The sequence below is a fragment of the Ureibacillus aquaedulcis genome (genome assembly GCF_030418165.1).
Lineage (GTDB): Bacteria > Bacillota > Bacilli > Bacillales_A > Planococcaceae > Ureibacillus > Ureibacillus aquaedulcis.
Genome location: NZ_JAUHTQ010000010.1, coordinates 19,844 through 43,400, shown reverse-complemented (window position 1 = coordinate 43,400; position 23,557 = coordinate 19,844). Strand labels below are relative to the sequence as shown.

General features: G+C 38.7%; 19 protein-coding genes and 1 other annotated feature. Of the genes, 3 read left to right on the top strand and 16 right to left on the bottom strand.

Annotated features, from left to right (window positions below; genetic code table 11):
• Positions 1 to 142: 142 nt before the first annotated feature.
• From QYB95_RS13345 to QYB95_RS13275, 15 genes are all read right to left on the bottom strand, one after another.
• A complete protein-coding gene (locus QYB95_RS13345; RefSeq protein ID WP_301138832.1) occupies positions 143 to 2,794 on the bottom strand; it encodes a valine--tRNA ligase in 2,652 nt (883 codons plus the stop codon).
• A 69-nt stretch (positions 2,795 to 2,863) separates the two neighbouring features.
• Positions 2,864 to 3,118 (bottom strand) — a binding site (T-box leader).
• Between the two features lie 233 nt (positions 3,119 to 3,351).
• Positions 3,352 to 4,608 carry a hypothetical protein gene (locus QYB95_RS13340; protein ID WP_301138831.1) on the bottom strand — a complete coding sequence of 419 codons (1,257 nt, stop codon included), beginning with the start codon at positions 4,606 to 4,608 and terminating at the stop codon, positions 3,352 to 3,354.
• A 207-nt stretch (positions 4,609 to 4,815) separates the two neighbouring features.
• Positions 4,816 to 6,102, bottom strand: coding sequence for a glutamate-1-semialdehyde 2,1-aminomutase (gene hemL, locus QYB95_RS13335; RefSeq protein WP_301138830.1), 1,287 nt, complete (start codon positions 6,100 to 6,102; stop codon positions 4,816 to 4,818).
• A 1-nt stretch (position 6,103) separates the two neighbouring features.
• Positions 6,104 to 7,084, bottom strand: a complete 981-nt coding sequence (hemB, locus tag QYB95_RS13330; protein WP_301138829.1) for a porphobilinogen synthase — start codon at positions 7,082 to 7,084, stop codon at positions 6,104 to 6,106.
• Positions 7,071 to 7,838, bottom strand: coding sequence for a uroporphyrinogen-III synthase (locus QYB95_RS13325; protein WP_301138828.1), 768 nt, complete (start codon positions 7,836 to 7,838; stop codon positions 7,071 to 7,073). The genes hemB and QYB95_RS13325 overlap by 14 nt, the downstream gene beginning before the upstream one ends.
• Positions 7,831 to 8,760: a hydroxymethylbilane synthase gene (hemC, locus tag QYB95_RS13320; RefSeq protein ID WP_301138827.1), complete on the bottom strand. Its 930-nt coding sequence runs from the start codon at positions 8,758 to 8,760 to the stop codon at positions 7,831 to 7,833. Before hemC ends, QYB95_RS13325 begins: the two co-directional genes overlap by 8 nt.
• 40 nt (positions 8,761 to 8,800) lie before the next feature.
• On the bottom strand, positions 8,801 to 9,628 hold the full coding sequence (gene ccsA, locus QYB95_RS13315; RefSeq protein WP_301138826.1) for a cytochrome c biogenesis protein CcsA: 828 nt from the start codon (positions 9,626 to 9,628) through the stop codon (positions 8,801 to 8,803).
• A gap of 319 nt (positions 9,629 to 9,947) precedes the next feature.
• Positions 9,948 to 11,309, bottom strand: a complete 1,362-nt coding sequence (hemA, locus tag QYB95_RS13310) for a glutamyl-tRNA reductase (RefSeq protein WP_301138825.1) — start codon at positions 11,307 to 11,309, stop codon at positions 9,948 to 9,950.
• A 216-nt stretch (positions 11,310 to 11,525) separates the two neighbouring features.
• Positions 11,526 to 11,699 carry a hypothetical protein gene (locus tag QYB95_RS13305; protein WP_301138824.1) on the bottom strand — a complete coding sequence of 58 codons (174 nt, stop codon included), beginning with the start codon at positions 11,697 to 11,699 and terminating at the stop codon, positions 11,526 to 11,528.
• A gap of 78 nt (positions 11,700 to 11,777) precedes the next feature.
• A complete protein-coding gene (yihA, locus tag QYB95_RS13300; protein ID WP_301138823.1) occupies positions 11,778 to 12,359 on the bottom strand; it encodes a ribosome biogenesis GTP-binding protein YihA/YsxC in 582 nt (193 codons plus the stop codon).
• 3 nt (positions 12,360 to 12,362) lie between these two features.
• Complete coding sequence (gene lon / locus QYB95_RS13295) at positions 12,363 to 14,681, bottom strand: endopeptidase La (RefSeq protein ID WP_301138822.1); 2,319 nt, start codon at positions 14,679 to 14,681, stop codon at positions 12,363 to 12,365.
• Between the two features lie 282 nt (positions 14,682 to 14,963).
• A complete protein-coding gene (clpX, locus tag QYB95_RS13290) occupies positions 14,964 to 16,232 on the bottom strand; it encodes an ATP-dependent protease ATP-binding subunit ClpX (RefSeq protein WP_301138821.1) in 1,269 nt (422 codons plus the stop codon).
• A 308-nt stretch (positions 16,233 to 16,540) separates the two neighbouring features.
• Entirely contained in the window at positions 16,541 to 17,833 is a 1,293-nt protein-coding gene (gene tig, locus QYB95_RS13285) for a trigger factor (RefSeq protein WP_301138820.1), read from the bottom strand.
• Positions 17,834 to 17,939: 106 nt separating this feature from the next.
• Entirely contained in the window at positions 17,940 to 18,938 is a 999-nt protein-coding gene (locus QYB95_RS13280) for a tetratricopeptide repeat protein (protein WP_301138819.1), read from the bottom strand.
• Between the two features lie 459 nt (positions 18,939 to 19,397).
• Positions 19,398 to 20,279, bottom strand: a complete 882-nt coding sequence (locus tag QYB95_RS13275; protein WP_301138818.1) for an NAD-dependent epimerase/dehydratase family protein — start codon at positions 20,277 to 20,279, stop codon at positions 19,398 to 19,400.
• Between the two features lie 331 nt (positions 20,280 to 20,610).
• On the opposite strand from QYB95_RS13275, the gene QYB95_RS13270 reads away from it, so the two are divergent.
• The 3 genes from QYB95_RS13270 to QYB95_RS13260 all read left to right on the top strand — a co-directional run bounded on the left by QYB95_RS13270 (position 20,611) and on the right by QYB95_RS13260 (position 22,600).
• A complete protein-coding gene (locus QYB95_RS13270; protein ID WP_301138817.1) occupies positions 20,611 to 21,123 on the top strand; it encodes a DUF3231 family protein in 513 nt (170 codons plus the stop codon).
• 114 nt (positions 21,124 to 21,237) lie between these two features.
• Positions 21,238 to 21,984, top strand: a complete 747-nt coding sequence (locus QYB95_RS13265) for an SDR family NAD(P)-dependent oxidoreductase (RefSeq protein ID WP_301138816.1) — start codon at positions 21,238 to 21,240, stop codon at positions 21,982 to 21,984.
• A 127-nt stretch (positions 21,985 to 22,111) separates the two neighbouring features.
• Positions 22,112 to 22,600, top strand: a complete 489-nt coding sequence (locus QYB95_RS13260; protein ID WP_301138815.1) for a hypothetical protein — start codon at positions 22,112 to 22,114, stop codon at positions 22,598 to 22,600.
• A 47-nt stretch (positions 22,601 to 22,647) separates the two neighbouring features.
• Here the strand turns inward: QYB95_RS13260 and trhA are convergent, their stop codons facing one another.
• Positions 22,648 to 23,289, bottom strand: coding sequence for a PAQR family membrane homeostasis protein TrhA (gene trhA, locus QYB95_RS13255; RefSeq protein WP_301138814.1), 642 nt, complete (start codon positions 23,287 to 23,289; stop codon positions 22,648 to 22,650).
• Between the last annotated feature and the right edge of the window lie 268 nt (positions 23,290 to 23,557).

The following is a 23,557-nucleotide window of genomic DNA, read 5'->3' as shown; positions in this document are numbered from 1 at the left end:
CAGCCTCTATTGGACAATTCAGCCAAAACCAAGTACCCAACTTCCTCAACTATGGTTTATAAGAAATAAGACTGCAGCAAACTCGGGTATTCCAAGTTTGACTGCAGTCTGCTAGAGGAGCTCTAGGACACCTATTAGGAGGTTACATATTTCTTAATTCTGCTAAACGTTTTTCTACAGCTTCGTGTTTTTCTTGGTACTCCGCCAATTTTTCACGTTCTTTTGCAACCAAGCTTTCAGGTGCTTTTGAAACGAATTTTTCGTTATTCAGCTTGCCATTTACTAATTTTACTTCTTTAGCCCATTTCTCTAGTTCTTTTTCCAGACGGGCAATTTCCTCTTCAAGGTTGATTAAACCTGCAAGCGGCAAGTAGATTTCTGCCCCAGTTACAACCGCAGTCATCGATTGAGCAGGTGCTTCAAGCGCTACGCCAATTGATAGCGTTTCTGGGTTACAGAATTTTTCAATATACGCCTTATTTGTTTGAAGAATGCCAGCAATCTCTTCATCATTCGCTGAAATAGTTAAAGGTACTTTCTTGCTCATAGGCGTGTTCACTTCAGCACGGACATTACGTACTGAACGGATAATTTCTGTCAGAAGCTTCATGCTTTCTGCATCCTGGGCAAAATTGAATTCTTCTTTTACAGTTGGCCATGCCGCCACTGTAATGGATTCCCCTTCATGAGGAAGGTGCTGCCAAATTTCTTCCGTAATGAACGGCATTAACGGGTGAAGCAGTCGCATTGTGTTATCTAGAACATATGCTAATACAGAGCGAGTTGTCTTCTTCGCCGCTTCATCTTCGCTATAAAGAGGGAGTTTTGCCATTTCAATATACCAAGAACAGAAGTCATCCCAGATAAAGTTATAAAGCTCACGGCCAACTTCACCGAACTCGTATTTATCGGATAAAGCAGTAACACGTTCAATTGTTTCGTTCAAGCGGTTTAAAATCCACTTATCGGCAACATTTAGATTACCCGTTAAATCGATTTCTTCGTATGTCATGCCTTCCATGTTCATGAGGGCAAAGCGGGAAGCATTCCAGATCTTATTGGCAAAGTTCCAAACAGATTCTACTTTTTCAGTTGTATAACGCAAATCCTGGCCTGGTGATGAGCCTGTTGCCAAGAAGTAGCGAAGTGCATCTGCACCGTACTGGTCGATGACATCCATTGGGTCGACACCATTTCCAAGAGACTTACTCATTTTGCGTCCTTCCCCATCACGAACTAAACCATGGATTAATACATCTTTAAATGGACGCTCGCCGGTAAATTCTTTTCCTTGGAAGATCATTCGGGAAACCCAGAAGAAAATGATATCGTAACCCGTTACCAAAGTGCTTGTTGGGTAGTATCGCTTGAATTCTTCATTTTCGGTATCTGGCCAGCCCATTGTCGAAAACGGCCATAATGCGGAAGAGAACCAAGTGTCTAATACATCTTCATCTTGCGTCCAATTATTTGCATCACTAGGAGCATCTTTACCAACATAGATTTCACCTGTTTCATTATGGTACCAAGCAGGAATTTGATGACCCCACCATAATTGACGTGAAATACACCAGTCATGGATATTTTCCATCCAACGGTTATATGTGTTTTCGAAACGATTTGGTATGAAGTTTACTTTTTCATCCTCTTGTTTTTGAATAGCCAAAGCTTCTTCTGCAAGTGGCCCCATTTTAACAAACCATTGTGCAGAAAGGTAAGGTTCCACTACAGCACCTGAACGTTCAGAGTGGCCAACTTGGTGGACATGCGGTTCAATTTCAACTAAAACGCCAGCTTCTTGCAAGTCTGCAACGATTTGTTTACGACAGTCGAAGCGATCCATTCCGGCATATTTTCCAGCAAGATCATTCATGGAACCATCTTCATTCATAACAAGAATACGTTCCAAGTTATGGCGGTTACCAACCTCAAAATCGTTTGGATCATGGGCAGGTGTCATTTTAACAACCCCTGTTCCAAATTCCATATCTACATAAGTATCAGCTACGATTGGAATTTCACGACCCACGATAGGAAGAATTACGGTTTTCCCGATTAAATGTTTATATCTTTCATCTTCAGGATGTACAGCAACCCCAGAATCCCCAAGCATCGTTTCTGGTCGAGTTGTAGCCACACGCAATTTACCAGAACCATCTGTTAATGGATACTCCATATGGTAGAAAGCACCTTCTACTTCTTTATGGATAACTTCGATGTCTGATAAAGCCGTTTTTGCTGCTGGGTCCCAGTTGATAATACGCTCGCCGCGGTAAATTAAACCTTTTTCGTATAATTTAACGAATACTTCTTTTACTGCATCGGATAAGCCCTCATCCAAAGTGAAACGTTCGCGTGAATAATCCAGTGCTAAACCAAGCTTTGCCCATTGTGCACGGATATGACTGGCATATTCATCCTTCCATTCCCATGTTTTTTCAAGGAATTTCTCACGGCCAAGATCATATCTTGAAATTCCGTCTGCTCGCAATTTTTCTTCTACTTTTGCTTGTGTTGCAATTCCCGCATGGTCCATGCCCGGCAACCAAAGGGCATCATAACCTTGCATACGTTTCATGCGAATTAAAATATCTTGCAATGTTGTGTCCCAAGCATGACCCAAGTGCAATTTACCCGTTACGTTCGGAGGGGGAATCACGATGGAATAAGGTTGTTTCCCACTTTCAGGTTCTGCTTCGAAAAATTTTCCTTGCAGCCACCATTCATAGCGTCCAGTTTCAATACTTTGCGGATCATATTTGGTTGGCATCGATAGGTTTTGTTGTTCGGTCATATTGACTCCTCCTTATATAGTGTTTTGGCTAGTGGCGAAATAAAAATAAAAAAACTCCTTTCGCCCTAATAAAAGGACGAAGGAGTTTAGATTCGCGGTACCACCTTTAGTTCCGAGTCAGTGTCATTCATTATTCGCAACAAATTTTCACCAAATTCTCGGCTCTCAATTAGCTAACGGGGTTTACCCGGCATTTTGCTACTACTAGTTCACAAAAGCTGCTCCAAGGCTACCTTCAAATGAATGCTCACAGAAACTTTTCAGCTGCCGTTTCCTCTCTATAGTAAGCAAGGACATTTTACTCTTCCTTTTCAACGCATCTAACATTATTCACTTATATACCTTGCAATCGTCTTGAAATCCGAAAACCGAAAGGAAGACGCTTTATAACAAAGTATTACTGTTCTTACAGTATAATATACCATCAACAGTTTTGAAGTGACAACAATTTTAATGAAAGGAAGAAAAATTTTGCACAAAAGAAGCAGCAAACTATGGCTGCTTTGTAAACTCCCCTGGATTTTGTTCCACGGGCCATTTTAGTATTCGTAAGCTTTTTATTCGCGATAAGTCTTATTAGATACAGTTAGTATCGTATAAGATTCAGTAAGCTCATTATAAAAATCATCCGTATCTGTAGGGAAGTATTGATTTCTGGCTTCTACGACTTTTTCCTTTTCGTTTATTGCTAATTGTGGTTCCTCTATACTTTGTTCAGCAATATTATCTACTATTGTACCATCGCTAACTTCATACTTCGGTTGTGTTATCAAATTCGGGCTTTCATTCGTTTTATCCAACTTAGGCTCTAATGGCATATTGGAATTCTCTACTTCTTGAACTGCTTCCAAAGGTGTTTGTCCTTCACTAAGTGCCGATTCTTCCGGGAAAATCCCATCTTCTCCACCGAAACGTATTTCTTCGCTATTGGAGGCTTCTTCATTCTGTTGAAAATCCTCGTAGGAAGGAGCAACTTCTATTAGAGGTACTTCTTGTTGCTCTTGTACCGATACTTTTTGGGGTTCCTCAGCTACCGAAGCTGTCTCTTGAACTACTGATTCTTCTGGTGGTTCCTCAGCTACTGGAGTAGTCTCTAGGAGCACTTGTTCTTGTGGTGGTTCTTCAGCTATTGAAGCTGTCTCTTGAACTACCGGTTCCTCCGCTGGTTGTTCGGCTACTAGAGCTGTCTTTTGAAGCACCGATTCTTCTGGTGGTTGTTCAGTTACTGGAGCTGTCTTTTGAAGCACCGATTCTTCTGGTGGTCGTTCAGCTACTGGAGCTGTCTCCTGAAGCAACGATTCTTCCAAATTTACCTCAACAACTGATTCTACCTCTTGAAGTACAGGTTTTTGCGGTAGTGGAATTTGTTCTAATTCAATAGGTGCCTGCTGGTATTGAAACAATGCACCTTCAACTGCTTCATCAAATTGGCAATCTACATCCCATTTAAATGTACAATTCGTGCCATCGTATACAAAATGGGCAACTTCATTCACATATACCTCTGGTGAACTTTCATAAGCTACCTTTTCTCTAGGTAAGTCGATCTCTAATGGCAATGCATATTCGAAGTAGCCATTATTTCCTTCAAACTCAAGTTCCTCAATTAAAGTACCATCGCTATATTCTGGCAGTTCATCCGGATTAAAGCGCGCAACTGCAGCAATATGATAGATTCCAACTAAACGCACAGAGTCTTCCGTTTCAATCTGCTGCCAAATTGGTTTAATATTTACCGAAACTATTTCTTCTACAAGGCCTAATTGCTCTGGAAAAACAAACTGCGTCATCATATCCCAGTTAATTTTTTGCACTTGGCATCCCTCCCGTAACTACCATATGCATGAAGATTGTAAGTATGCTAATTCATTCCGTTAATCTTTTAGTTTGCAATCTATTGTATATGCATTGAAAGTATTTCTGAATAAAATTCTTAGCACAATAAAATGAAAGGTATCGTTTCCCATAAAAAAATAAGCATCTTTTCCATAACGAAAAAGATGCTTTATTACAGATCATAATTATTTAGCTAGTTTAGCAAATACATTGTGGAATGCTTGTACTGTTTTGGCAATATGCTCTTCAGTATGTGCTGTTGAAATAAATAATCCTTCAAACTGGGAAGGTGGTAAATAAATTCCTTCTTCGGCCATTAATCTGAAGTATTCAGCAAACATCTCTAAATCCGCTGTTTTCGCAGATGCAAAGTCTACTACTTCCTCGTTCGTCAGGAATAAACCAATCATTGAACCGGCACGGTTGACTGTATGTGGAATATTATATTTCGTTGCTGCTTCACGAATTCCTGCTTCCAATTGGTCTCCAAGCTTTTTGAAATGCTCATAGGACTCTGGAGTTAAACGAGATAATGTTTCAATACCTGCTGTCATGGCAAGCGGATTACCCGATAATGTACCAGCTTGGTATACCGAACCAGCTGGGGCAATGTGTTCCATAATCTCACGTTTACCAGCGAAAGCCCCTACTGGCAGACCTCCACCTACCACCTTACCAAGGCAAGTTAAATCCGGGTTAACACCAAAGTAGCCTTGTGCACAATTGTAATCAACACGGAAACCTGTCATTACTTCATCAAAAATCAGGAGAGCACCATTCTCTTCTGTTACTTTACGCAGTCCTTCCAAGAAACCCGGTTTAGGAGGCACAACTCCCATGTTGCCGGCAACCGGTTCTACAATGACCCCAGCAATTTGTTGACCATATGTTTCAAAAACAACTTGAACAGCTTCTAAGTCGTTATAAGCAACAGTCATTGTGTTTTTTGCGATATCGGCAGGTACTCCAGGGCTATCCGGCAATCCAAGGGTCGCTACCCCAGAGCCTGCTTTAATTAACAAAGAATCGCCATGACCATGATAAGAACCTTCAAATTTTAAAATGATGTCTCTTCCAGTATATCCGCGTGCAAGACGTAATGCTGCCATAGTAGCTTCTGTTCCTGATGACACAAAACGAACCATCTCAACAGAAGGAACTCGGTCTATTACGATTTGTGCCAATTTATTTTCCAATAAAGTTGGTGCACCAAATGATGCTCCTTTTGCAACCTGTTCTTGAATTGCTTCTACAACTTCAGGATGTGAATGGCCTAGAATAAGTGGACCCCAGCTTAATACATAGTCAATGTATTCATTGCCATCGATGTCTTTTATGATGGCTCCCTTACCTGATTCCATGAAAATTGGGTCGGTATTCACCGATTTAAATGCACGAACCGGGCTATTTACCCCGCCTGGCATTAGATGAACCGCTTCAGAGAAAGCTTGGATTGATTTTTCATAAGTCATATTATTTTCCCTCCAACCAGCGAGCAACGTCTTTTGCATGATAAGTTAAAATCATGTCTGCTCCAGCACGCTTCATACCTAGTAAAGTTTCCATTACTACAGGCTTTTCTTCGATCCATCCATTTTGGGCAGCTGCTTTAATCATCGCATATTCACCTGATACGTTATAGGCAACGATTGGCAAAGTGTAATTATTTCGAACATCACGGATGATATCCAAGTAAGATAAAGCAGGTTTGATGATCAGGAAATCTGCTCCTTCTTCAATATCCGATTCTGCCTCACGGAAAGCTTCTAAACGATTGGCCGGGTCCATTTGATAGGTTTTGCGGTCACCGAATTGAGGAGCACCATCAGCTGCTTCACGGAACGGTCCGTAGTATGCAGATGCATATTTTACAGCGTAGGACATAATCGGTACATCTTCGAATCCAGCTTCATCCAATGCAACACGAATGGCGGCAACGAAACCGTCCATCATATTGGAAGGTGCAATAATATCTGCACCAGCTTTAGCTTGGGAAACAGCAGTACGGCCCAGCACATCAAGAGAAGCATCGTTTAAAATTTTCTCTCCCTCTACAACTCCACAGTGGCCATGGTCCGTGAATTCACATAGACATGTATCTGCAATTACGATTAATTCAGGATGACGCTCCTTAATTTGGCGAGTCGCTTCCTGAACAATGCCATGATCATGGAAAGCGCCTGTTCCTTCTGCATCTTTTTGGGCTGGTAAACCAAATAGAATCACCGCAGGAATACCAAACTCAACCACTTCATCTACTTCCGCATTTAAAGTATCTAAAGAAAATTGGAAAACACCCGGCATAGAATTTACTGGATTCTTAATGTTTTCCCCTTCCATTACAAAAATCGGATAAATTAAATCTTCTTTGTGTAAATAAGTTTCTTTAACCATTGAGCGCATTGCTTGTGATGAACGAAGACGGCGATGTCTTCTGAAATTAAGTTCTGTCATGTCTAATTTCCTCTCTCATTCGTATTTCTTCTATAACCGCTAGCATTGTATAATTTGTTGGTTTATATGTAACTTGAGCTCCATAATGCTCAATTCTAGCTGCTGTAATATGACCAATACTTGCGTATTTTGCGTTTTGCCATCCCACAATAGGAACGATGTTTTTTGCAAAAACATCCACTGCAGATGGACTAGCAAAAATAACAATCGGTTGCTTTCTGGATTGGATAAGGCGGATCAATGGTTCTACTGTAGACAGTTTTTCATGCGTCTCATAGACCGTCCATTCCGTTAGTTCAAAAGGCAACCCATTCTTCAAAGTTTCTTTTGCCTTACTTCCTCTTAAAAACAAACATCCCGGGTTGTCGCCTGCTACCTGAGGAAACTCACTTACAAACACATCTGCACTATAAACAGTCGGTGTAAAGTTCACCTCGAAATGATGTTCCTTCAGTAAATCTGCAGTTTTAGAACCCACTGCAGCAATTTTCCCACCAAAATCGGAACGTTTCAACTGATGACGCTTAATTTTGTTTAAAAAAGCTTCTACGGCATTTTGACTCGTAAATATTAGCCAATCAAAATTTTGAGCCTGTTCCAATTTCAGCTTGTCATCCGGCTGAATTTTTTCGGTAGTTTCAATGAGAGGATAAAATTCTGCTTCTCCACCCAATGCCTCTATTTCAAAAAGAACAGCCGAAGTTTTGGAAGAACCTGTCACAACGACTGTTTTCCCTTCAAGTGGTTTAAGCATCCAGCTCAGCCTTCACTTTTTGAATTAAATCAAAGGCCCCTTGCTCTGTTAAAATTTTCGCTGCTTCTTTCCCAAGCTCTTCCGGGTTTGTTCCCGTTACTGTTTCCTTATAGATCACAGATGAGTCAGGTGCTGCTACTAAGCCAGTAAAAGTGATTGTTTCCCCTTCAGTAGTTGCATAGCCTGCAATCGGTACCTGGCAGCCCCCGTCCATAGCAGCTAAAAATGCTCGTTCTGTATGTGCTTCGTTCCATGTGATTCGATCTGTCAGTTTTGCTAATTCCGATAGAAGTTCTTCATCATCCCCACGGCACTCAATACCAAGTGTCCCCTGTGCAACAGCCGGCAAGCAAATATCCGTATCCAAGTATTCAGTTACAACCTCATCATTCCAACCGAGACGTTTCAATCCGGCAGCTGCTAAAATAATTGCATCAAAGCCTTCACTTTCTAATTTAGCCAGGCGTGTTTCTACGTTTCCGCGGATCCACTTTATTTCCAGGTCGGGTCTTGCTTGAAGCAGCTGTGCACCTCGACGTAATGAGCTCGTCCCAACGACGGCGCCTTTTGGAAGGTCTGCGAACTTTACATGCCCGTTAGAAATAAATGCATCTCTTGCGTCTTCGCGAGGAGGGATACAGCCGATTACTAAGCCTTCCGGCAATACAGCTGGCATATCCTTCATTGAATGGACGGCAAAGTCAATTTCTTTATCAAAAAGAGCTTGCTCAATTTCTTTCACAAATAAGCCTTTACCGCCAACCTTGGATAATTGAACGTCCAAAATACGATCTCCTTTTGTTACAATTTCTTTTACCTCAAATTCAAAAGGAACCCCTGCATTTTTTAATTCGTTGATAAACCAGTTTGTTTGCGTTAGAGCTAACTTACTTCTTCTTGAACCTACTATAATTTTTCTCATGATGAGCCTACCTTTCCTCTAAAAAACCTGCATTCTATAGCTAATACCAAATGTGGAAGTCGGATAATTTACTTCCTAAAAAGAAATTGATGACAACTAGTAAAAAAGTATAAATTTGAGCCCAAGCAAAATTCAACCCTGTTAATCTTCCACTATGATGCAATACCAAAATCAACAGATAAATCAGTGTGATCACAAAGGACCCTAAAATCTTCACATCAAATATGGACAGTGCATCCAGTTTTAAAAATGCCCATTCAAGTCCCAAAATTAAACTAATAAAAATGATTGGTACACCAACCAAGATTGAATAAAGCATCCATCTGCTCGTTTGATGTAGATCTGGAAGCCTTGACCATAATTTCGTATATTTTTTCTCTTTTAATAATCTATATAGTATTAAATATAAGACGGAAAAAACAAATGATAGAGAAAACGCCGCATAGGAAAGTATGGCAAAGGATATATGAATGAACACCATTTCGGATTCAAGCGATTTTACCAGCGGATTTTCTACCTGTGCTGGCGCAAATAAATGAATCGTGACAAAAATAAATCCTAATACATTAATAAAAAACACAGGTAAGTCTACACGTGCAATACAATGTAAGAGAATCGAGAGTGTCACCAGCAACCAGGCATAAAAATAAATTCCTTCCGATAATGAAAGAATTGGAAATCGTTTTGTTTCGATAATAAATAGTACAAAGAAAATTGTCTGCAATATCCATACGATGGAAATAAACCAAAATCCTATTCGACGAATTTTTACACGTTTATAGAAAAAATCAATGAAATAAAAAACGATGCCTATTGCATATAGGACAACCATTATTTCATTTAGCCTAGCCATTGCTAATTCTGTCATTTCGCTACCCTTCTTCATCTTTTACAACTTTTATGATGCTAATACCGAATTTACAATTTTTGCGTAATATTATGTATAAATTCCATTTACGCTTTGGTTATCATAGCTTACCAGTAAAATAACTAGTTGAAATCATGCAAAGTTTGTAAAAACAGGCGTCCTCGTATCTAATGTTGATATATAGATACGAAAACGCCTCAATTTCATAATCATTATTAAGCCTTGACTAAATTGACAGTAGTCTTATTATTTTAGAGTTCATCTATGAAAGACTTGTACACCTTTTAGCAACAAAACTTCATGTCAAGGTTGAATAAAGTTAGAATGACAATTTCCCATCTAGAACGCCGCTGTTCTGTGAACTTTCGATAAAGGCTTTTTCTTTTTGCTGTTGTTCATTCACTTCGTCTGCAACATCTTCTTCAATTCCAAAAATCTGTTGGAAAAGTTGAAGTTGTTGATTGGCTTTGTGGGAGTTAGCCAATTCTTTTGCCTGCAATATAGGATCCTTCAAAAGTTGATTAATGATCGATTTCGTATGTTTATTTAAAATTTTGCGTTCACGTTCCGTTAGGTTCGGCATTTTGTTTTCAATACTAGCCATCGTTTCTTGTTGAATACGATTTGCTTTCTTGCGTAATGCGGAGATTACCGGAACAACGCCAAGAGTTGCAAACCAATCCTTGAATTGAATAACCTCTTGTCCAATCATATCCGTAATTTCTTTAGCCGCTTGCTCACGCTCCGCTAAATTTGCCTCAACAATTCCTTGCAAGTCATCAATATCATACAAGAAAACATTTGGCAGATCACTAATACGAGGATCTATATCACGTGGAACAGCAATATCTACCATAAATAAAGGTTTGCCCTTACGTAAACGTTCGACAAATTGCATTAATTCAAAATCGATTACATACTCGGTAGCACCTGTTGAACTGATTAAAATGTCGGCTTCCAATAACATACATTGCAGTTCTTGTATTGATTTTGCATCCCCATTAAATTTAGATGCAAGCTTTTCTGCTTTTTCAAAAGTACGATTGACTACCGTCACTTTCCCTACGCCGTTGCCGTATAGGTTTTGAATCGCAAGTTCGCCCATCTTGCCGGCCCCTAATATCGCGACATGCTTATTTTTTAATGTACCAAAAATCTTTTTGGCAAGTTCCACTGCTGCATAAGAAACAGATACTGCATTTTCATTAATCGTTGTTTCATTATGAGCACGTTTAGCAAATGTAACAGCCTGCTTAAACAACTGATTATAAATAGTACCTGTTGTCCCTACTTCTTGAGCGTCTAAAAAGCTCTTCTTTACTTGTCCTAGAATTTGCGTCTCACCTAACACCATTGAGTCAATTCCCGATGTAACGCGGAAAAGATGATGCAATGAGTCATCATCTTCACGAATGTATAGATGCTCGTCAAATTGGTCCACTGGAATGTCGAACCACTTTGCCAGAAATTGTTTAATATAATAACGACCTGTATGCAATTGGTCTACAACTGCATATATCTCAGTTCGATTACAAGTTGAAACAATTACGTCTTCCAATATGCTTTTTTCATTTTTTAATGCTGCCATCGCCTTCGGAAGTTCACTCTCAATAAACGACAATTTTTCACGAATTTCGACTGGCGCAGTTTTATAATTCAAGCCTACTACAAGTGTATGCATGAACTTTACACCTCACACGATCTATTTCATAGAGTCTATTCTAACATAAAGAAAGCGTTATCCCTAATCTTTTTGTGAACAGGTTATGAAATTATTTATCATTTTTAAATTAGAATTATTCTAAAGTAAGTGTAACAAACATTACATTATGTTTCAATAATGAAGACTTAAATAGTAATATTGCAAATATTTTGCCAGCGTGCACTGAATTTTTTCCTAAATTGTCGTCATATTAATCGTCGCTTCGCTACCATTCGATGCAGTTTTCTTATTGAAACGTTCTAATACCAGGCGCTCTGCTGCCGGTCGATACGCATTTCCATTTGAATTGTCGTAATACCAAGGGCTAGCGGTCGATTCACTTCTCCAATTGAATACTCGTAATACCAATCCCATATCTAAAGTTTTGTGCTTAATTAGACAAAATGCACTAGCGAATCATCACTAGTGCATGAAAGTATGTAGGCATTACATTCGTTTTTCTATTTCTTGCCAAGCTTGTTCAAAGCCAAGACCAGTTTCGGATGAGAAAACGATTAATGGATCATTTTTGTCCATTTCCAATGTGTCTCTCACTACCTTTTTATGCTGATCCCATTTCCCTTTTTTTATTTTATCCGCTTTTGTAGCGATAATAATTGCAGGGATATTGTAATACTTCAAGAAATCATACATCATCACGTCATCGTTTGTAGGCGGATGACGTAGATCAATGATTAATACAACAGCACGTAGGACACTACGCGCTGTTATATATCGTTCAATCATTTTGCCCCAGGCTTCACGCTCGGTTTTCGAAACTTTCGCGTAGCCATAACCAGGTACATCGACGAAGAATAATTGCTCTTCGATTTTGTAGAAGTTCAACGTTTGTGTTTTCCCTGGTTTTGATGAAATACGGGCTAATGCTTTTCTTCCAATCATTTTGTTGATAAAAGATGATTTACCAACATTCGATCGACCAGCCAATGCAAATTCGGGAAGCCCATCTTCTGGATACTGCTCCGGCTTTACAGCACTGATGACCATTTCAACATTATGGACTTTCATTGTTTAAAAACCTCCAACAAGCGCTATATTCAGCACTTCTTCTGCAGATGATACAGGTTTAAACGTAAGTTGTTCACGAATACTCTCTGGAATATCATCAATATCTTTTTCATTATCTTTAGGGATAATGATTGTTGTTAATCCTGCCCGGTGAGCACCCAGCGATTTTTCTTTTAACCCGCCAATCGGAAGCACTCGGCCACGCAAGGTAATTTCGCCTGTCATACCTACTTCGCGTTTGATTGGTTTATTGGAAATTGCTGATACTAAAGCCGTTGCCATTGTAATCCCTGCAGAAGGACCATCTTTTGGCACGGCACCTTCAGGAACATGGATATGAATATCATTCTGGTCAAAAAAATCAGTGTTGATTTCTAATTTATCGGATAGTGAACGAACGTAAGATAGCGCTGTTTGAGCCGACTCTTTCATTACGTCCCCAAGTTTACCTGTCAGGATTAATTTACCCTTCCCTGGTGTTAATGACACCTCAATTTGAAGAGTATCTCCGCCAACAGTCGTATAAGCAAGGCCTGTTGCCACACCAACCTGGTTTTCCGTTTCTGCTTGACCATAATGGTATCTGTGCTTTCCAAGCATTTCTTCCAATACCTTCGAGTTTACCGTTACACGTTTTTTCTCGCCGGAAACGATGATTTTGGCAGCCTTGCGACATAAAGCCGCAATTTGTCTCTGAAGATTACGCACACCCGCTTCACGTGTATAGTAACGAATTAAATCAACGATAGCTTCGTCTTTAATAGTAAGCTGTGCTTTCTTCAACCCATTCTCACTAATTTGTTTTGGAATTAAATGATTCTTCGTAATCATTGTTTTTTCGATTTCCGTGTAGCCCGCAATCGAAATAACTTCCATACGGTCAAGTAAAGGACCAGGTATTGTACTTAAATCATTTGCCGTTGCAATGAACATAACTTGCGATAAGTCATACGACTCTTCAATATAATGGTCGCTAAAAGTACTGTTTTGTTCAGGATCCAATACTTCCAACATTGCGGCAGAAGGGTCCCCACGGAAGTCGTTTGACATTTTGTCAATTTCATCAAGCAAGAAGACAGGGTTAACTGTACCCGCTTTTTTCATTCCTTGAATAATTCGACCAGGCATCGCTCCGACATATGTTCGACGATGTCCGCGAATTTCCGACTCATCTCGAACACCGCCAAGAGATGCACGTACAAAATTACGGTTTAAGCTTTCTGCAACTGAACGAGCCAACGAAGTTTTACCTACCCCTGGAGGTCCTGCCAAACACAAGATCGGACCGCGAACAGAGTTCATCAACTGACGAACAGATAGGTATTCCAAGATACGCTCTTTCACTTTTTCTAAACCATCATGGTCACGATCCAATATTTCTTCCGCATGCTTAATGTCAAGTCGGTCTTCCGTACTTTCTTTCCATGGAATCGTCACAAGCCATTCAATATAATTTCGAATAACGCCACTTTCTGCACTTGCTGCAGGCAGCTTTTCGTAACGATCCAATTCTTTTAATGCAACCTTCAGAGTCGATTCAGGCATACCGGCATTTTCAACACGCTTGCGCAATTCTGCTACTTCACCTGTTTTGCCCTCTCTGTCACCGAGCTCGGCCTGGATTGCTTTCATCTGTTCACGCAAATAGTATTCTTTTTGCGTACGCTCCATCGCTTGTTTCACTTTAGAGTTGATCTTTTTCTCAAGGTTAAGTACTTCTTGTTCGTCATGAAGTCTGATAATTAAGTGATCCAATCGTTTCTTTACATTGAAAATCCCAAGAACTTCTTGTTTCTCCGCGACTTTGAATGGTAAATGGGAAGCTACGATATCCGCCAAGCGTCCTGGTTCCTCTATATCCAAGATAGAGTCGATTGTTTCTGTCGTAATTTTATTCGAAGATTTTGCATACTTTTCGAAATAACTTACCAAGGTACGCATCAATGCCTCAATCTCGGCATCTTTTTCTTTTACATCTTCATGGACTTCTACGTCAACTGTAGTAAAGTCATTTTGTTCTTCATAATTAGTCATCTGGGCACGGCTAATACCCTCCACCAAAATGCGCAGCGTACCGTTTGGAAGCTTCAGCATTTGTTTTACATTTACTAAAGTCCCAATCGAATAAAGCTCTTCCTCTTTTGGTTGTTCAACACGTAAATCCCTTTGTGTTGCCAAGAAGATTTGATTATCATTTAACATTGCATGCTCTAAAGCCGCTACCGAACGAGCTCTCCCAACATCGATATGTAAAACCATTGTAGGGTAAACTAATAGACCACGTAATGGTAAAAGTGGTATATTCTCGATTGTTTTACTCATGCGGGTATTCACCTCCATCCACGTTTTCCGTAACAACCCGCTTTGTTAGTATGTGTTAAAAACTTAACTTTTCACGTACATAATCGTAGTAATTTCTGTAAAGAGAATTCAAAATCTCATTTATTCATTTTATCCAACCTACTACTTATTATGTAAATAGATGCTCAAATTAGACACCATATGTATAAAGTTTATTTTGGAAGAAAGAGCCGACTTGCGACTAGCGTTTTTTACGCAAGGTCGAAGTCAGCTCTCGCTCTTAGTATGCTGAACTCAAGCTAATTAAGCTGAAGTTTTTTTGTCGTTCTTTTTTAACTCTGTGCCATCAGCAAGAATTAATTTTGGTGTTGCTTTGTCCGTGATTGTTTCCTTCGTTACAATACATTTTACTATATCTTCACGGGAAGGAAGCTCGAACATCATTTCCAACATAGTCGATTCAATAATTGAACGTAATCCACGAGCACCTGTCTTACGTTCGATTGCCTCTTTTGCAATCGCTTGAAGCGCTTCTTCATTGAATTCCAGCTCAACCTTATCTAGCTCGAGCATTTTTTGGTACTGCTTAACAAGAGCATTTTTTGGTTCAGTCAAAATTTGTACCAGCGCCTCTTCATCTAGTTGTTCCAGAGAAGCCAAAACTGGTAAACGCCCAATAAACTCCGGAATTAGACCAAATTTCAGTAAGTCTTCTGGAATTAATTGTGAAAGAAGGGATGCTTTGTCTTCCTCCATTTTCTTTGGATCTGAGCCAAATCCTATCACTTTTCGTCCTTGACGACGCTTAATGATTTGTTCGATTCCATCAAATGCGCCACCTACGATAAATAGAATATTTGTAGTATCTATTTGTAAAAATTCTTGATGTGGGTGTTTTCTTCCGCCTTGTGGAGGAACACTTGCCGTTGTACCCTCAAGAATTTTAAGTAATGCTTGTTGAACACCTTCGCCTGATACATCACGTGTAATGGAAGGATTTTCAGATTTGCGAGCTACTTTGTCGATCTCATCTATATAAATAATTCCTTTTTCTGCACGTTCAATATCATAATCAGCCGCTTGTATCAATTTTAAAAGGATATTTTCAACATCCTCCCCAACATAACCCGCTTCTGTTAGTGAAGTCGCATCTGCAATTGCAAATGGCACATTTAAAATTCGAGCTAGTGTTTGAGCAAGGAGTGTTTTCCCACTACCTGTTGGTCCGATTAAAACGATGTTGGATTTTGACAATTCCACATCATCAATCTTACTGTTCGAATTAATACGTTTATAGTGATTGTACACAGCAACAGCTAAAGCTTTTTTGGCGCGCTCTTGTCCAATAACATATTCATCTAAAATCGATAAAATTTCTTTTGGCTTAGGGATTTCCTGAAAATCAATTTCTTCTTCAACCCCTAATTCTTCTACAACGATTTCAGAACATAGCTCGATACATTCATCACAAATGTATACGCCTGGTCCAGCTACTAGTTTTCGTACTTGTTCTTGTGGTTTTCCACAGAACGAGCACTTTAAATTGCCTTTTTCATCATTAAATTTGAACAATGTGCTTCACCCCTATTCAAGCAACAATCTTACAAGATTCTGTCATCATTATCAAATAAGTTGTTTTGTATGAGCTCATAATTAGATATTTATTATAAGCATTTTTTGTCTATGTATTATCCAGTATGTCAGAATTAATTCATTAACTCCACTAAGAACTATTGTGTTAATGTAAAAATTACTAAATATCTGAATCTTCTTAGTTTGAAAACAAGGTACGGTAATATGCCGTACCTTGTTCATCTTCTATTATTAAACTAACATTTAACTTTTCTTCAAGCAATTACATTGCATTGGAAAAGTGAAGATTATTCTGTAATTTTCGCATTTTCAACTAGGAATTCTACAGTTTTTTGAGTACGGATATCATTCTCTAAAATTTCAGTAGTTCCACCTAATGCAGCTAAAATTTGATCAGCTGTCATGCCGAATTGACCAGACATTTTTTCAAGCTCCGCTTTAACGTCTTCTTCAGTAACTTCGATGTTCTCAGCTTTCGCGATTGCTTCAAGTACTAATGAAACGCGAACACGGCTTTCAGCTTCCGGACGCATTTGTTCGTGCAGTGCGTGCTCATCTTGTCCAGAGAATTGGTAGTAAAGATCTAAAGTCATACCTTGCATTTGTAGACGTTGACCGAATTCTTCAATCATGCGGTGAATTTCGTTGTGAGTCATGCTTTCAGGAATTTCAACTTCAGCATTTTCAGCCGCTTTTTCTACTAATTCGTCGCGTAGTGTGCTTTCAGCGTCTGCTTTCTTTTGTTCAACTGTTTGTTCTTTGATTTTCGCACGCAACGCTTCTAGAGATTCAACTTCTGGGTCGATTTCTTTTGCGAATTCGTCGTTTAATTCTGGAAGAACTTTTGTTTTTACTTCTTTAACTGCTACTTTGAATGTAGCTTCTTTACCTGCTAACTCTTCAGCATGGTATTCTTCAGGGAATGTTACAACTACGTCTTTAGATTCTCCAGCTTTTAACCCAACTAATTGTTCTTCAAATCCTGGAATGAATGAACCAGAACCGATTTCTAGCGCATAGTCTTCACCTTTACCGCCTTCGAATGCTTCTTCACCCAAGAAACCTTCGAAATCGATTGTAGCAGTGTCACCTGTTACGATTGCTTCATCTTCTTTAATTTCCAACTCAGCCTTACGAGCTAATTGTTCCTCGATTTGTGCTTCTACTTCTTCATCAGTTACTACTGTTTCGCTCTTTTTCACTTCTAAACCTTTGTAATCTCCAAGTTTTGGCTCAGGTTTAACAGTAACTTTTGCGATGAAAGTGAAGTTTTCACCTTTAGCGAAGTTTTCAGTACCGTCGATTTCTGGGTAATCAACAGGAGTGATGCCTGTTTCATCGATTGCATTCGAGTATGCATCCGGAACTAAAATTTCTAAAGCATCTTGGTATAGAGCTTCTACACCAAAGCGTTTTTCGAACATTGGACGCGGCATTTTCCCTTTACGGAATCCAGGTACGTTAATTTCTTTTACCACTTTAGCAAAAGCTTTATCGATCGCTTTGTTAACTTCTTCAGCTGGTACTTCGATTGTTAATGTACCAATATTACCTTCTTGTTTTTCCCATTTAGCTGACATATATAATACCTCCAAAATTAGTTTACAATTGTTAGACAAACCACTCGTATCTACGATTTTGACAACCATTTTAGTATAACATAGATACTCGCAGTTTCAACTTTTTTCATACTTCTTGTAGTTCTGTTAACTTTTCGAGGATCTGCAGAAATTCTACCAGTTCATCATCCATTTCCTGCACACTGCCAAACATCGTTCTGACCAAATCTATATAACTTAGGGCTACATCTTCCGATTCATAATGAAGCCATTCAAAAGGATAAGTGACAATTGCGTGTTTAGAAAGTAAGTATTCTACCATTTCCAAGGTAGACGGCTCTTTTTCCAATTTATCCGAAATCATTTTGGACACCGTCAGAAATTGAGGCATTTTCGTCGGCAGTTCCAACACAGAAGGATTCACATACTTTTCTTGATTGAACTTGCTTATCTTTACATTTACGTCCACTTGCTGTTCGACAAGCAAGATTAATACAATACTTTTAATAAAAGGATGGGTTTCTGCATTTTCGACAATCGCCTTCAAGTGCTGCACGATCGGTCGGATGTTCATTGTAGTAAGTTCGTGTACCAGGGTTAATTGCTTATTGGGTGATAGTGACATAAATTTTTCAAGTTTAAATAAATCGCCGTCTATTTCATTTACACTGGTAGTAATATCTTCTTGTTTCTTTGCATTGTCCGCAATATTTGCGTTTATATCCTTTAGACGTTCAAATTTATCTATTTGCTCCTGAGGGATTGCACCCTCCTCCAGTAATGAAGTAATGATGCTTTCAACTTGTTTGTATTGTTTCAGCTGCATACATATCGTTAAGTACAACTCCATTACCTCTAAATACATCGTCGGACCAATGCTCAATAATCGTTCGCAAACTTCTTTAGCTCTTTCAAATGATTTTGTTTCATATAGTGAATAGGCATAGACACTTAGCGTTACTTCATCTCCCTCTGTATACTTCAATGCTTCTTCAAAGCTGTTATTGGCTAGATCATATTGATAGTTTTCAACATATTCGTGGGCACGAGCAATTAATTTTTCAACTGTACCAGGAAATATAACGACATTCTCAAATGTTGTGTATTTTTTTTGTCCTCTCTTCAAACGTCTCACTCCCTGATGTCAATTTGAAAACTTAGCCTATATAAACATATGTAGCAATAAGTTTTAGTTGCGCTTATGCAAGACCAGGAAAGTTTACCTTTCGTATTTTCCAGTGAAAATATTACCAGTCAATCCATTTTATTTTAACATTTTACTTTCGGTAGGAACAATCAAATTTAATTTATACAAGTATTAACCGTATTTTCCCGATTTTAATCGAAAGTATGCGGGGACTATAGTTGCATATTTACTGAGTATAATCAGGAATCCGCAAGGAACTAAAGCGTGTCATTTCATATTTCCTACGAACCAAAAAACTGCTTTTATAAAGAGCAGGAGCCTTTAAAAAAGCAGCAGAATTAGATGATGTATTAGCGATAGGCGAACCGTTTTAATGGGTTCACTATAAGTCTTTCGGGCTTTCACTACAACTTTTTAGAGTTGTTTTATATCCAGTTTTTATTTAATTTGCTGAGATAAAGTTTTAATAAGGTTTGGCAGCCAATTTTCCAATGGTCGGCATGTAAATCCTGCTTCAATTGATTTTTCCTGGGACATAAACCAATCTTTCGGAACTGCGAAGGGCGAACGCGTTTCCTCGTCTCCAACAAGAGCGATCTTTGCTTTCTTCCCAACATTCTGTTCAATCATTCTCATTAATTCTTTTAATGAATAAGTTCCCGAAGAAGTCGCGTTATATGGGCCAACAATATCAGAGAAACCTGCAAATTTTAAGAAATCACCTGCATCATCCGATAAAATGTAGGACATGCGGGCATCCATATTTAAAAAGCTAATGACTTTCTCTTCTGAAACTCTCTCTACATGGAAGTGCAACCTTCTTGTATAATCATCTTCTCCTAGAACAATAGGAAAGCGTACTGCAACAACAGGGAAAGTTGCCTTTTGGAAAAATACAGCTTCCGCTAGGCGTTTGCCTTCTCCGTATGAATAGTCCCCATCGTTTCCGAATCTAATTTCGTAAGTATAGGGATCGAAGTCCGCTTCGGAAAGGTCCGCACCTAGATCTGTATAAGTTGACATAGTGGAAGTAAACACATATTTCTTCGTTTTCCCGTCGAAAATCTCACATGCAGCCAATGCATCATTAGGAGAGTAACAGATATTATCGTAAATAATATCCCATTGTGCATTTGCAAATGCAGATGCGAGGTCATCTTTATTTGTTCGGTCTACAATTGAATGGTTTACCTTTTCTCCGAAAGAATGCTCAGTTTTTCCGCGAGTAGCAATTGTTACTTCATGTCCTTCTGCAATAAGGTATTCCACAAGCTTCTTCCCAAAAAATCTTGTACCGCCAAAAACCAGTATTTTTTTCATAAACATCTCTCCCCCTAATCATCCTATATACTTTCTGTAAAACTGCCGCTACTACCGTAATGCGACCAATATCTGTTTTCAAACGGATCGGTACTGACCCATGTCCCAATTTGAAATTTCTTAACGCTCCCCTTCCTTCAAGAAATATAATTCCTTCTCGAACACCCTGTACTAAAGTTCTGCCTTTGCTCACGAAGTTCCTTCAAATTTTCTTTACAATGAAGTGAGTCACAAAAATATTATGATAATTTATTAATTTTGAATATTATTTTGCAACTTGACTACTCTAGTTTTGTAGGAAAATTTTAAGAACCAGTAAGGAGTGCTATATATGGGAATCATGAGTAGAAATCCAAAAGAAGAGCCGCTTCATTATGGAGAAATCTTTACGATATGGTCTAACGTTTTAACGAATAATGGCATGATTGCAATGTATCAAACATTATACAATCATACCGGGGACCGCGATCTTGCTAAGTTGGTTGAAGAATCCATTACAGGTATGGAGGAAGAAAATAAGCAATTGAAAGAAATTCTAAAAGTGAATGGCATCGGACTTCCTCCTGCTCCACCTGAACGCCCTAATGCTAGGCTTGAAGACATTCCAGTAGGTGCAAGATACAATGACCCCGAAATCAGTGCAATAATTTCAGGAAACCTTGCTGCTGGATTAGTTGCCTGCAGTACGGCAATGGGTATGTCTACACGTGAAGATATCTCCATGATGTATGGCCAAATGCATATGGCCAAGGCACAACTCGGTGCCAGATTGCTGCGATTAAACAAAAGTAAAGGGTGGTTAGTACCTCCACCATTGCATGTAGCACCACACGACGAAAGATAAATCAAAACAAACTAAGTGGTTGGCTTGGGTGTTTGTACCTGAGCTAACCACTTTTCCTTTTTGGTAAAATTCATGTATTTTAATATTAAAGAATTAGAAAGCAGGAGGGATTATATGTTTCAAAATAAAACGGTCATTGTTACAGGTGCTGCACAGGGAATCGGAAAAGAAGTGGCTACACAGTATGCCCAGCAAGGCGCTTGCGTTGTAATGGCCGATATCAATGAAGAGTTAGGTCAATCAGTATGTTCCAATCTTGCAGAAGATGGATGCAAAGTCATTTTCGTTCCGACAGATGTACGCAAAGAACAAGCTATCATTCATTTAATGACGACTGCTGTGCTGCATTTTAAAAAGATTGATATTCTTATTAATAACGCAGGAATTTTCAAACCTATTTCCCCTTACGATCTTTCAATTGAGATTTTCGATGATATTATCAATACAAACTTGAGAAGCGTCTTCCTATGTTCAAGAGAAGCTGCAAAGTTTATGAGATTGAATCCCAAAGGAGGAGCTATTGTATCAATGGCTTCCACACGTGCTTTTATGTCTGAACCTCATAGTGAATCATACGCTGCCACAAAAGGAGGGATTGTAGCACTAACCCATGCACTCGCAAGTTCTCTTGGGACAGACTCCATCCGCGTAAATTGTATTTCACCTGGTTGGATTGAGACCGGTGACTATGACAGTTTAAGAGAGATCGACCATCTTCAGCATTTCTCCGGTCGCGTAGGAAAGCCTGAAGATATTGCACGTGCTTGTTTTTATCTAACAGATGAAAGAAATAATTTTGTCACAGGCATTAATTTAACAGTTGATGGCGGCATGACAAAGAAAATGCTCTACGAAGAATAAAGGATAGTGAAATCGGCTGACTACTCAGGTTGGTCGATTTTTTTCATATCATCTGTTTTTGTATAACAACAATTTACTTAAACGCATATACTACAAATAGCTTATAAAGGGAAAGGAGTTATTGTAGATGAATCCTCCCAAAACCAATTATTCTAATCCGAAAATCTTTTTTAACCCTCAACTAGATCATAAAGGAAATCAAAAATCATACAACATTTCCTACTTGGATGAGAAGATAAGTTCTGATTTAAAACAAATCATCGAGAAACAAGTCATAATGGAACAATCACTTCTTAAATTCCATCAAGTGATTAATAACCTTATGCTAAATACAAAACACTCGACAAATGTTTTGAGCAGTCATTTAAAAATGCTTCAAACCACAATGATCGAACTGATGAATAGACCCATACAGAATGAAGAATTCCTTAAACTCATCAGAAAGACTGTACCCTCAAAAAACATAAAAAAAATCTACGTAAACGGCTCCCCCATCGAAGTAAGTGGATTAATCGATTTTCACGAACCCAAAAATTCAGTAATTTTTTTGACACCAGACAATCATACATTAGTGGTGGATGTTACACAGATTAACGGCTTTGAAATGCAGCAATAAAAAACCTGTACATTTCTAAAGAAGAAATGTACAGGTTTGTGCTTGTGCTACATATATAGATAAATAGTAAGATACATAAATAAACTGCCTCCCATTACAAACACATGCCAAATTGCATGATTGTATGGGATTTTTTTATTTTTGTAAAAAAACGTACCAATTGTATAGCTTAGCCCTCCTGCTAGAAGGAGGAGAAATCCGTTCATTGTGATGTAACTTAACATCGGGTCATAAAAGACAATGGCAAGCCAACCCATCCCTAAATAAACTAGTAGCGATAACCTTGCAAAACGATGTACAAAATACATCTTAAAAAGAATCCCGAATAGCGCCAATCCCCATTCTATAAAAAAGATTGTCCAACCTAATTTTCCTCCAATCGCGATTAGCGCAACAGGCGTATATGTTCCGGCAATCATTAGAAAAATAGAGCTATGATCAAGCTTTTTCAAAACACTTTTATGTGTAGGCCATGCGTGGTAGATAGTAGATGCTGCATATAAACAGAACATCGAAAGTCCAAATATGATGTAACTCACCAATTCAATAGTAGAGCCTTCTATACGTGCCTTGTGAACTAAAAACAAAGTAGCCGGGATTGAAAGCAGGGCACCTAGACCATGACTTACTGAATTTAAAATTTCTTCTTTTTTACTATAATTTTTTTGGACAGCTGTCAATTGTGCCATATTCTTCACCTCTCCCTATTATTATTGCATACTGTTGCTGTTTGGGTAGAGTCAGATGTAATCTTCTTCAAATGATAATTGTCATAACATGTGCAGGGCATGGATCATTATGATAAAAATCTATTATAAACATGACAGAATATGCTCTTTTCAGTCACAATTACGCAAGGTTTTGATTATCAAGTTGACGACAAATATGAATTATATTACATTTTTTGAAGAATCGATTCTGGTTTTTTAACAACCTTAAATATAAAAAACCGAATAA

Excerpts from the sequence above, each read along its gene's own strand:
- QYB95_RS13345 (WP_301138832.1), bottom strand. The coding sequence starts at position 2,794 with ATGACCGAACAACAAAACCTATCGATGCCAACCAAATATGATCCGCAA.
- hemL (WP_301138830.1), bottom strand. The coding sequence starts at position 6,102 with ATGACTTATGAAAAATCAATCCAAGCTTTCTCTGAAGCGGTTCATCTA.
- hemB (WP_301138829.1), bottom strand. The coding sequence starts at position 7,084 with ATGACAGAACTTAATTTCAGAAGACATCGCCGTCTTCGTTCATCACAA.
- QYB95_RS13325 (WP_301138828.1), bottom strand. The coding sequence starts at position 7,838 with ATGCTTAAACCACTTGAAGGGAAAACAGTCGTTGTGACAGGTTCTTCC.
- hemC (WP_301138827.1), bottom strand. The coding sequence starts at position 8,760 with ATGAGAAAAATTATAGTAGGTTCAAGAAGAAGTAAGTTAGCTCTAACG.
- ccsA (WP_301138826.1), bottom strand. The coding sequence starts at position 9,628 with ATGACAGAATTAGCAATGGCTAGGCTAAATGAAATAATGGTTGTCCTA.
- hemA (WP_301138825.1), bottom strand. The coding sequence starts at position 11,309 with ATGCATACACTTGTAGTAGGCTTGAATTATAAAACTGCGCCAGTCGAA.
- yihA (WP_301138823.1), bottom strand. The coding sequence starts at position 12,359 with ATGAAAGTCCATAATGTTGAAATGGTCATCAGTGCTGTAAAGCCGGAG.
- lon (WP_301138822.1), bottom strand. The coding sequence starts at position 14,681 with ATGAGTAAAACAATCGAGAATATACCACTTTTACCATTACGTGGTCTA.
- tig (WP_301138820.1), bottom strand. The coding sequence starts at position 17,833 with ATGTCAGCTAAATGGGAAAAACAAGAAGGTAATATTGGTACATTAACA.
- QYB95_RS13275 (WP_301138818.1), bottom strand. The coding sequence starts at position 20,279 with ATGAAAAAAATACTGGTTTTTGGCGGTACAAGATTTTTTGGGAAGAAG.
- QYB95_RS13270 (WP_301138817.1), top strand. The coding sequence starts at position 20,611 with ATGGGAATCATGAGTAGAAATCCAAAAGAAGAGCCGCTTCATTATGGA.
- QYB95_RS13265 (WP_301138816.1), top strand. The coding sequence starts at position 21,238 with ATGTTTCAAAATAAAACGGTCATTGTTACAGGTGCTGCACAGGGAATC.
- QYB95_RS13260 (WP_301138815.1), top strand. The coding sequence starts at position 22,112 with ATGAATCCTCCCAAAACCAATTATTCTAATCCGAAAATCTTTTTTAAC.
- trhA (WP_301138814.1), bottom strand. The coding sequence starts at position 23,289 with ATGGCACAATTGACAGCTGTCCAAAAAAATTATAGTAAAAAAGAAGAA.